The sequence below is a fragment of the Staphylococcus coagulans genome, assembly GCF_022557135.1.
Lineage (GTDB): Bacteria > Bacillota > Bacilli > Staphylococcales > Staphylococcaceae > Staphylococcus > Staphylococcus coagulans.
The window spans coordinates 383,891-394,909 of sequence record NZ_CP092966.1 but is presented as its reverse complement, the minus strand read 5'-3'; the positions used below and the strand labels follow the sequence as shown (position 1 = coordinate 394,909).

The 11,019-nt window shown below is 34.5% G+C and carries 8 protein-coding genes; 4 read left to right on the top strand and 4 right to left on the bottom strand.

What is annotated here, in order from left to right; genetic code table 11:
* Positions 1-104: 104 nt before the first annotated feature.
* The 3 genes from KM149_RS01685 to KM149_RS01675 all read right to left on the bottom strand — a co-directional run bounded on the left by KM149_RS01685 (position 105) and on the right by KM149_RS01675 (position 3,980).
* Positions 105-1,412, bottom strand: a complete 1,308-nt coding sequence (locus tag KM149_RS01685; RefSeq protein WP_241415487.1) for an anaerobic C4-dicarboxylate transporter family protein — start codon at positions 1,410-1,412, stop codon at positions 105-107.
* 199 nt (positions 1,413-1,611) lie between these two features.
* A complete protein-coding gene (galU, locus tag KM149_RS01680) occupies positions 1,612-2,472 on the bottom strand; it encodes a UTP--glucose-1-phosphate uridylyltransferase GalU (RefSeq protein ID WP_050345126.1) in 861 nt (286 codons plus the stop codon).
* A gap of 14 nt (positions 2,473-2,486) precedes the next feature.
* Positions 2,487-3,980 carry a glycosyltransferase gene (locus KM149_RS01675; protein ID WP_216342151.1) on the bottom strand — a complete coding sequence of 498 codons (1,494 nt, stop codon included), beginning with the start codon at positions 3,978-3,980 and terminating at the stop codon, positions 2,487-2,489.
* Positions 3,981-4,885: 905 nt separating this feature from the next.
* Between KM149_RS01675 and KM149_RS01670 the strand changes: the two genes are divergently transcribed.
* From KM149_RS01670 to KM149_RS01660, 3 genes are read left to right on the top strand one after another with little or no spacing between them, the layout of a single operon-like run.
* Positions 4,886-5,839 carry an extracellular solute-binding protein gene (locus KM149_RS01670; RefSeq protein WP_165546061.1) on the top strand — a complete coding sequence of 318 codons (954 nt, stop codon included), beginning with the start codon at positions 4,886-4,888 and terminating at the stop codon, positions 5,837-5,839.
* A complete protein-coding gene (locus tag KM149_RS01665; RefSeq protein WP_165546031.1) occupies positions 5,836-7,392 on the top strand; it encodes a sensor histidine kinase in 1,557 nt (518 codons plus the stop codon). Before KM149_RS01670 ends, KM149_RS01665 begins: the two co-directional genes overlap by 4 nt.
* Positions 7,385-8,122, top strand: coding sequence for a response regulator transcription factor (locus KM149_RS01660; protein WP_016426019.1), 738 nt, complete (start codon positions 7,385-7,387; stop codon positions 8,120-8,122). Before KM149_RS01665 ends, KM149_RS01660 begins: the two co-directional genes overlap by 8 nt.
* Positions 8,123-8,215: 93 nt before the next feature.
* Here the strand turns inward: KM149_RS01660 and uhpT are convergent, their stop codons facing one another.
* Complete coding sequence (uhpT, locus tag KM149_RS01655) at positions 8,216-9,595, bottom strand: hexose-6-phosphate:phosphate antiporter UhpT (protein ID WP_016426018.1); 1,380 nt, start codon at positions 9,593-9,595, stop codon at positions 8,216-8,218.
* Positions 9,596-9,912: 317 nt separating this feature from the next.
* On the opposite strand from uhpT, the gene KM149_RS01650 reads away from it, so the two are divergent.
* On the top strand, positions 9,913-10,848 hold the full coding sequence (locus KM149_RS01650; RefSeq protein ID WP_241415485.1) for a ketopantoate reductase family protein: 936 nt from the start codon (positions 9,913-9,915) through the stop codon (positions 10,846-10,848).
* The last annotated feature ends 171 nt before the right edge of the window (positions 10,849-11,019 follow it).

Below are 11,019 nucleotides of genomic sequence, written 5' to 3'. Positions count from 1 at the left end.
CAAAAAAAGAAGTAAGACCTGAACACGTAAAATCTACGTATTCTGTCTTACTTCATCTATAAGTTGAGAGTTATGATTCGATTAAAAACGAAACAATCCTATTTTTACATTCCTAATAATGATCGGATTGTCAGACCGACAATGACCGTCGTCGTAATTAAAAAGAATCCTGGAATTAAGAAACTCGTTACTTTTGTTGTACGTGTTTCATCAACATCGACAGCGAATAAAATCGTTGGTTGTGCAGGAATAACGAAGTTCACGTTTAATGTCTGTGCAATTGCAATAAAGAAAGTCGGTGGTATGCCTAGACTCAACACGATTGGCACGACAATAGATGCGGTCGCAGATTGAGAAATCACAATCATCGCCACTAAAGCAACAAGTATAATCATAAGCCAAGGCGCTTGTGAAATGAGACTTCCAATTCCATTTTCCATCATTTCTCGATTAGCAGGTGCACTAAAGATGGTAGCCCCTAACCAACCTGGCCCTAATACCGCAAAAATTGCACCAATTGCAGCTTGTGCAATATGTGTGGTTAAAATCTGATTCGGCTGAACTTTCACTAAAAGAAGATTAATCATTGCACTCGTATACATAAATAGTTGGACAAGATCGGTCATTTGTAAATGAACCGTTTTGCCGTCTATATGGAATGTAGGTCCGATTTTCGGAAAAATACCGAAAGTTAAAATACAGATGACTGCCACTATAAATGTGAAGACACCCCATTTAACCCGTTTATCAAAAGTCTTAACCTCTTGTTTATCTTCAATAATCATTTGTTGTAACATCGTTTGCGCTTGCGCTTCACTTATTCTTGTTCGACCCACAAATGTATTAAAACAGCTGAGAATCAACATACTTATTAACGCCGTAGGTAAAACGATGGAGAGATATTGTCCCATTGTAATCCCTAGACCTGCAAACTCTGAAATCATATAGGCAGTTGCTGAAGCCGCTGGACTACATAATAATGCAATATTTGCTGTTAGTACGGAAGCGGTAAGCGCCTTTTTAGGCTGGATACGCGCTTTCAATGCTGTTTTAGCAATAATTGGTTCTAAAGATAACGCAATATTAGTTGTCCCAATACCAAACACAAATACAAAAACAATCATCGGTGCGATAAAGATAATTGATTTTGGAAAACGTTCTATCATTTTTGAAGCAAGTTGAACTAAATAATCAATCCCACCTGTTGCTTGAAGTGTACCGCCTGCAATCCCAATGGATAAAATAATCAGCACAGCTGTAACAGGTGCAGAACCTGGGGGTAAGCCAAACCCAAAAATCATAATTAATTGGGCAAAAAGTGCAAAGATCCCACAACCCAATGCGCCTGCTGTTCGTAGACCCAAAACAATTGCGAGTATCATAATCAATATTTCTATCGCAAAAAGAAGCATTCTTTTCTTCCTCTTTTCTAAATTTTCATGTGAATATTTTAGCATATTTAAATGAGCAGTTTAATATATAAATAAAGCGATAAATGGCTAAATTGTAACAATTGAAAAAATAAAAAGAGAACGTGAACAACGGTATCAAATCGATAACGTCGTTCACGTTTTCTCATTTATTGTATTATTTACGTTGTAATAGGATGTTCTACTTCAAAGTTTGGATAAACTGACGAATTTCTTCTGACATTTCCTCATCTTTCAAAGCATACTGAATCGTCGTTTTGACAAAGCCAATTTTTTCACCGACATCAAAACGTTCCCCTTCAAAATCATAAGCAAAAACTTGTTCAGATTGATTCAAACGCTCAATCGCATCTGTTAATTGAATCTCTCCGCCTGCACCTGTTTCTTGATTTTCAAGATAATCAAAAATGTCTGGTGTTAGCACATATCTTCCCATAATCGCTAAATTTGATGGTGCTGTACCTGGCGCTGGTTTTTCCACAAATTTTGTCACTTCATATAAGCGATTGTCTTTTGATTTTGGATCAACAATCCCATAGCGGTGCGTTTCTTGTTCAGGCACTTCTTGAACACCAATGACAGATTTACCAGTGCGGTCGTACTCTTCAATCAATTGCTGAATAGCAGGCGTATCAGATTCAACAATATCATCACCTAATAACACGGCAAAAGGTTCGTTTCCAATAAATTGTTTGGCTGTCCAAATTGCATGGCCTAAACCTTTTTGCTCTTTTTGGCGTACATAAAACATGTTCGCTAAATTTGTAGAATGACGCACTTTTTCCAATAACGCATCTTTACCTTTTTCAGCTAAGTTATTTTCTAATTCCACTTGGTGATCAAAATGATCTTCAATTGCACGTTTATGTTTCCCTGTCACGATAATAATATCTTCAATGCCAGCACGTACCGCTTCTTCAACAATATATTGAATTGTTGGCTTATCTAATATCGGTAACATTTCTTTCGGCATCGCTTTAGTCGCAGGTAAAAAACGTGTACCTAACCCCGCCGCAGGAATAATCGCTTTTTTTACAGTCATAATATTCTTCCTTTCTACGCTAAGACTTTCCCATTAAAAAGTCTATCCCATTTTTCCATTAATTTTTCAGAATGATATAGTTCGATAATTGTTTTTCTACTTTCTTTTCCGTACTGCTTAGCTAAAGCTTCATCATTGATAACTTTTAAAATCTTATCAGCCATACCAGATATATTTTGATTTTCGATTAAGTAACCATTTTCTTCGTGTCTGATAAAGTCTGAAGGTCCATATTTAATATCAAATGCAATCACAGGTTTTTCTAGTAACATCGCTTCAATAATACTAAGCCCTTGTCCTTCAAATTGAGATGTAGATACAACACAACCAAAATCTTTAATTTTATCAGTTGCATTATTGGTATAACCTAATAGTTTAACATTTTTCTCAAGCTCATTTTCTCTTATTAAACGCTCCAATTTATTTTTCTCTTCACCATCACCGTAGATGTGAAATTCTATCTCATTATCCTTTTCCACAACTTCTTTTGCTACTTCTATTAAATATGGCAAACCTTTTTGTGGTACTAATCTGGAGATATGTCCAACTACTTTTCGATGTGTACTTTCAGGAATTTGGTCTGTAATGTTAATAAAATTACTAATGACAGAAACGTTATCGATTTGGTATTCATCGATAATATCTCTTTTCTGCGCTTCAGTGAGGCAAATAACACCATCAATTTTTTGTGCATTTTTCAATATATAATCTTCTTTTTCTTTAACTGCACCACTATTATCAAAATTCTTGTGGTGGTTAATATGAATTACAGCAAATTTCTTTGCAACTTTATGATGAGTTGCTAGCATTTTTGGAAAACTACCTGGTCCATCACAAATCATGATATTCTTCTTATCATCTTTAATTAACTCATCTAAAAAATATGTACAAAATCCCACATTATTTTTAAATTGTTTTTTCTCATTGATCAAATATGTTTGTCCGACACTACCATTTTTGGCATTGATTTGTCTATATAAATAGAGATAGCATTTACTATCAAAAAATTGCTCAGCTGTTAATTTATTTTCGTGATTGAACACATCAATTTTTTGAATCTTTTCTTTACGATAATAAATTCTTTTAATCCTTTTATTGTTTTCAAAAATATCTAAGAAGCTTGTATTCTCAAAAGATTTTTTATAGGCTATGTATTCGCCAGTTTTTTGATTGAAATATCTAGAGATAGTTTGACTTTCTTTTATCTCAACTGTTCCTTTTAATAATCGGTCTATAGCCTTATATAACATTGGATTTCTTTTGTTTTTTGATTGATCCGCTTTAGCCTTATAGAAGTCAAAAGGGTTCAACATTTCAGTTCTCTCATCCATTTTCTTGGATTTTTTTAATGACTGAATAATTTCTGGATAGTCAAATTTGTAATCAAATGTAACAATATTACCTGCAATTTTTTTGTCATAGAAAACTTTACTCCTTGTTAACATGGCAGTCGTCATACCGCCTTTATTAACATCCAACTCATGTACAATCATAAAAACTTTTTTCATTTAGTACACCCCTGATTCTCAAAATATTATCTTAATCACTAGTTTTTAAATAAATTTTAAAATTTTCAATTAATTTAAGCTTTATTGAAATACGTATTATCTATTTATCCTTTAAAATCATGAGTAGGAAGCGCTCTGATACATTCGATTGTTTTAAGTTGAATTGGACTCTAATAATAAATATGAGTAGTGTGCAAATAACAAAATTAACATTACGCATATCATACATCATTTAAGTTCCTATTGACTGTCCTTTTCTTCCTTTTACTCTACTGTTTAGCTTTACGATATACTTATAGCAATTGATTTTCGCATCGTTAATCAATTGAGCATTTTCGCTCATTCCCTACTCGCATCGCTATAAAACAAATATGCAAATTTTAAAAAATATAATAATTAGTGTGTGCCTCTATGAGCTACTTTTAATTATAACATCACTCACATTTTAATTGATATACAATTCAAGTATTCTTTGTCTCAATGAGAAAATAGAAACAAATCCAACAGCTTTCTTATCAATTTTTTAAAGAGATACATACAACAATAACCATTCACTTCTCAAAATAAAGTAAAATAAGATAGCTCTTAGCCCTAGCTAAAAAGCTACCTTATTCATTAAATCGAATTCCTTTATTTTTTAGTTTCATCCTTTACTGTGCCTTTAATTGTACTTTTTGTATTATCAGTGACACGACCTGTAATCGAACCTGTTTGTTTTTCAGACATATTTTGCACCTCTTTTCTATAAAGTCAAATTAAAACGAATTATTTTAATTACAACATTATCCTTTAAAACAATCAAATCATATGGTTATTTAATCATATGCATTCAACATAATGCTCTACAATCTTAATAAAAATTGTTAAAATAGTTTTAATACATATATAAGGAAGAACCTCTCATGATGAAAAAATGGCTATGTTGCTTTGCGTTGCTTTTACTTTTTGGTTGTCAACAGGACACTTCACGATCTCAAGATGCACTCACTGTTTATTCACCCTACCCACAAGAATTAATTCGGCCACTTTTGAAAGATTTTGAACAGCAGTACGATGTGAAAGTAAATCTTATTGAAGGTTCAACACAAGTATTACTTTCAGATATTCATCGAACTCCGTTAGAAGCGCGAGGTGATGTGTTTGTGGGTGGCGTATTAAGCGAAACCATTGATCATTCAGATGATTTTGTCCCCTACCGAGTATCTGATGTAGACAAATTTCATGATTTTGAATCCAAAAATCATTTAGTTACGCCTTTTATGTTGATGCCTACAGTGATTGTTGTCAATAAAGATTTAATAGGGTCCATTCCGGTCAGAGGTTATGAAGATTTATTGCAACCTCCACTAAATGCTCGTGTTGCTTATTCTAACCCTTACACCACTACGACAGGTTACCAACATATGCGCGCTTTATATCACTTACATCATAATACGCAAACAATTAAGCAGTTTCAGCACCATGCCGTGCAATTGGAAAAGTCTTCTCAAGTCGTAGAACAGGTCGCAAAGGGCCGTTATTATGCAGGCTTAAGCTATGAACTCGATGCTCGAAGATGGATGAAAAAAGGTTATCCATTAAAATTAGTCTACCCTACTGAGGGGACTGTGATTAATATAGATGGCATCGCACTCGTTCATAATGCACATCCAAATTCAAAAAGAGAAGCACTCGTCAAATATTTAACTGGTCGTGCAGTTCAAACCCGTTTAGCGCAAGAATTTGGTGTCAAACCGATTCGTAAAGACGTGGCAGAAGTTTCAGAAACAGGCACATTAAAACTTAAAGACATCCCTGCTATTTCTGAATACGAATTGCCTCATGACACACATCAAGCTTTTTTGGAGCGTTTAAAATGAAAACTTACAAACCTTACCGTCAACAATTACGTCGCTCTTTCTTTCTCTCAACGGTCATGCCTGTCTTTTTAGTAATGCTCATTGGCATCATCAGTTTCTATACGCTCTATATTTGGGTGGAGCATCGTACGGTACAACAGCACGTTAATCAAACACAACACGCCATTGTTCAAGCATCACAACAGACAGAATCAGATATTTCAAAATTGAAGACCACATTTAAAGAACTCAACACGAGCGACCCACAAGATTTGACGAAATTGAACCGTATATTATTTAAAATGATTCATGAACAATCCGGAACATTGTATTTTGTTGTGACACAACATCATAAACAAGTAACGACAAACAATTATGAAGACCAACGACTCAATACACTTTATCTGCTTAACACACATAACGTTACATTTAAAAATGGTCCTGCATCTATCCAAATATATTTAGCACAAACGCCACGTATCGATGAAATTTTAAAAGACTCTGGCCAATCTACAGTCATCGTTGATCGTTTTGATAACATTTTATTTACAAACTCTGAACACTTTCGTCTCGATGATAAATGGCAACCTCCTCAATTTGGTTTTATATCGGATGTAGTCAAAATCAATCAAAATGGCGATCGATTGATTCAATTTAAAAACATACATGACACCTTAGAGGATGGAATCATACTGCTCATTATTATGGGACTTGTGTTGATTTTATTCATTTTATTTGGTCTGTTTAATGCACATAACATGGCGAAAAGACAAACTCAAGATATTGAAGCAATTATTCAACGGATTTACTATGCGAAAAATCGTCATCTCGGTCGCTATCAACCATTAGCACAGCCGAGTGAACTCGAAGAAATCAATACCTATATTTATGATTTGTTCGAATCGAATGAAAAATTGATACGCTCTATCGAAAATACGGAACAACGTTTACGTGAAATACAATTAAAAGAAATAGAGCGCCAGTTCCAACCGCATTTTCTGTTCAATACGATGCAAACAATTCAATATTTGATTACTCTATCCCCTCAACTCGCTCAACAAGTGGTGCAACAATTATCGCAAATGCTTCGTTATACGTTACGCGTAAAATCTGATTACGTCCAAATCAAAGATGAACTTGATTATATTCAACAATACGTCGCAATTCAGAATGTGCGATTTGATCATTTGATTAACTTAGAATTTGAAATTCAAAGTGATTTATATACAGCACAAATCGGTAAAATGATGATTCAGCCTTTAGTTGAAAATGCCATCAAACATGGCCGTACGGATGACAAACTTTTGATACGTATTCGCATCACTGAAAACAAACACGCACTTCGTGTCTTTGTTTCAGATAATGGACAAGGGATGTCTAAAGAAAAATGCAAAGAGGTAAGACATTCACTGAATGAAAGCGTGTTTGATACTGAACATTTGGGCTTAAATCATCTAAATCACAAAGCACGTATTCGTTACGGAGAACAAGCGCGATTACGTATTTTTTCAACACCTTATCAAGGCACCCTCATCGCTTATCAACTACCAAGGGAGGCGATATCTCATGTATAAAGTCGTGATTTGTGACGACGAAAGAATCATAAGAGAAGGGCTGAAACAAGCCATTCCGTGGAATGAATATCATTTTTCACATGTATTACTAGCAAAAGATGGCATCGAAGGGTTATCACTGATTCGTGAATATCAACCAGAATTAGTGATTACCGACATTCGGATGCCGCGCATGGACGGTGTAAAATTGTTAGATGCGATTAAAGATTATGATTGTAAGAAGATTATTTTATCTAGTTATGATGATTTTGAATATATGAAAGCTGGCATTCAGCACCATGTCTTAGATTATCTATTGAAGCCTATTGACACTTCACAATTAACCCAATTATTAGCGCAATGGGCAACAGCATTCCAACCTGTACACCCTGCTGCACAATTAGAAGTTTTTCAACCGTTGATGAAAGTTGAATATGGTGATTATTATGTTAATGTGATGATTCAACAAATACAGCAGCGTTTTCATCAAAAATGTCACGTTTCTGATCTAATCGCTCCCTTACCTGTAAGCGAATCTTATTTGATGCGTACATTTAAAGAGCATGTGGGTATTACAATTCTGGATTATTTAAATCGATACCGAATTTATCAATCACTTTCATTATTACAAAGCCAAAATAAACATTATGAAATTGCAGACAAAGTTGGTTTTTCAGAGTATAAAACATTCAGTTATCACTTTAAAAAGTATTTAAATATGACACCCAGCGAATACGCGAAACAACAGTAAAAGTATTCGTTTATCAAAAAAGAAAAGGCAACTCGATGTGTAGAAAGCCAAATTTAGCTTCTTTTGTGATCGAGTTGCCTCTATTAATTTCATTTATAAATGTAAGCTTCTAATTTTCTTTTCTTCAAAATATGCGACAATACCAAGGAGTATAATACCAATAAATAACGCTGCGTAGAAAACGATAAATACGTCTGTCCATCCACTTAACGTATAACCAAAGACATTTAAACCGTTTCTTTCCGGGTCAGCAATGGCAGCTAAACCTACTTTAGCCATAGAATCGCCAAATAAATATGCAAAGGATCCCGTCATTCCATTTGCTACACTAATCGCATTTTTAGGGACAAATCCTGTTAACGATACACCAATTAACAATTGTGGACCGAAAATCAATGCGCCTAATGCAAAGAGTGACACGTTAACCATCGTTACACTTGTTGCATTCGTATAGAATAAGACCACGAACGTAATTAAGAACATACAGCCAATCGCGACGATAGCACGACGACCTTTTAACAAGTCAGAGATGTATCCCCATAATAAACTTGCGACAAGCGCACCCATTTCAAAATAGAATATTGTGTTAACTGCGTCTTCTTTTCCAAAATGCAATTGTTCAGAAACATAAAGTGGTGCCCAGTTATCAATACCAATCCGCACAATGTACACAAACACATTAGATACACATAAAATCCAGATAACCGGATTTTTCAAGATATACTTTTTGAAAATTTCCCATTTTGTCATACTTTGTGCATCAATATTTTCTTGATCTACAGGTTCTTCCCAAATTTCTTCTGCACGATTCCATCCTAATTCTTCTGGATCATCTTTACCAATAAATAATGTGACAACACCGATAATTAACGCTATAACAGCTGGGAAAATAAACATACCTACAACGCTACCATGGAAAAACATATTTGCGCCCCATAGTGCAAGCGCCCCTGCTATTGCACCACCGATATTATGTGACGTATTCCAAAAGCCGAGATAACGCCCTCGTTTAGTTCGCGGTGCCCATCTAGAAATCGTTGAGTAACTTGCAGGTCCACCGACGGATTGAAAAATACCGTTGAGTCCCCAAAGTACAATAAATAAACCTAAAACAGAACCAAAATAACTTAACACGAAGCCCATAATTAATACAGTTATCGCGGAAAGAATTAATAAAAATGAAATAATTTTTTTCGTGTTACGTCCATCAACAAAGTAACCTAATAGTGTTTTCCCTAGGCCATAAGTAATACTAAATGCTAACCCAATATAACCTAATTCTAATGTAGACAACCCGATTTCTTCTTTTAATAAAGGTTGAGCTGCTTTAAAATTGTTTCGAATTAAGTACATGGCCATATATGCGAGAAATACGACGAAAAAGGCTTGTAAAAAGTTACGTAACCATAATTTTCGTTGCATCGATAACGGTATGCCTTTGTTTGGAATCTTTTTAATATCAAAAAAGTTCATGCCCTTCACCTCTTGTGTTCACTTTAAGTTCACTATAGCACCAACTGAAAGCGCTTAATATCCTAGAAATTATCGTTTTATCCCAAAAACTGAACTAAAGACTTTAATATTTGGAAAAGGATTTTATTTAAGACAATTAAAATTAAGTATCATCTAGTTTATTCAATTTTGTATTATTAGCACGTTAATTTATCCTTGCACGAAATAAGAAGTTTACTATTAAATTTTTAAGTAATTTTTATAGAAAGATAATTGACATCGTTTCACTTGAATTTTACACTTATTTATAAATTAAACGCTTACAAGGGGGAGTCATTATGAATAAAATTGCTATCGCAGGTGCAGGTGCAATGGGCGGTCGGATTGGGAGTCAAATTAAGAAGGCTGGATACGATGTGACACTGATTGATACATGGGAAGAACATGTGAATCAAATAAATGAACACGGCCTTGAAATCGAAACAAAAACAGATACCTATACGATTCAAATTCCTGCACTATTACCTCAAAATGTAAATGAGGCATATGACTTAATCATTATCTTAACGAAATCTATGAAATCAGAAGAAATGCTTCAAACGTTATACGGTCGAAATGCCCTTCACCCTGATACTGCTTTACTTACTATGATGAACGGTCTTGGACATGATGAACGATTTTCTAAAATTGTGCCACAAACTCAAATTTTCCTTGCCGTTACCATGTGGACTGCTGGCATGCGCGGTCCTGGAAAATTATTATTAGAAGGCACAGGGAGTATTGAGTTTCAACGTGCAGATGGCCAAGCTGATCACCGTACAGAAGTGATTCATCGAATTTTCAATGATGCAAAACTTAACGCTACAATCAGTGATAATGTGTTCAAATCTATTTGGAGTAAAGCGACTGTCAACAGTGTTGTAAATCCATTGTGCACTATCCTAAACAAAACCATTTATGAATTTGGCAGTTATGTTCATTCACGTGACATGATTCAACCCATTATTGATGAGATTGTTGCTGTGGCTCATGGCCGTGGCGTTGAATTAGACGCACAAGTACTCTTACAAAAAATTGAAGACTCTTATCCAAAAGAAACACAAGGTCTCCATTATCCTTCAATGCATCAAGACTTATATAATCGTCGCTATACTGAAGTTGATTATCTTAACGGACAAATCAGTCAATATGGTCGTGAATTAGGTATTCCAACACCGAATAATGATATATTGACTCACTTAATCCATCAATTAGAAACGAAATGGGTTCAATAAATACTGATGTCTTAATGATTTAACAGTTGCATCATATTACACGCATTAACTTAAGAGGCCAGGATGTATATCCCAAAATAAATAGCGCTAAGATGATTTTTAATAGAAAATCGTCCTAGCGCTTTCTTTTTATGATATGACTTCGTTTATACATGTCATCACTCACTATTA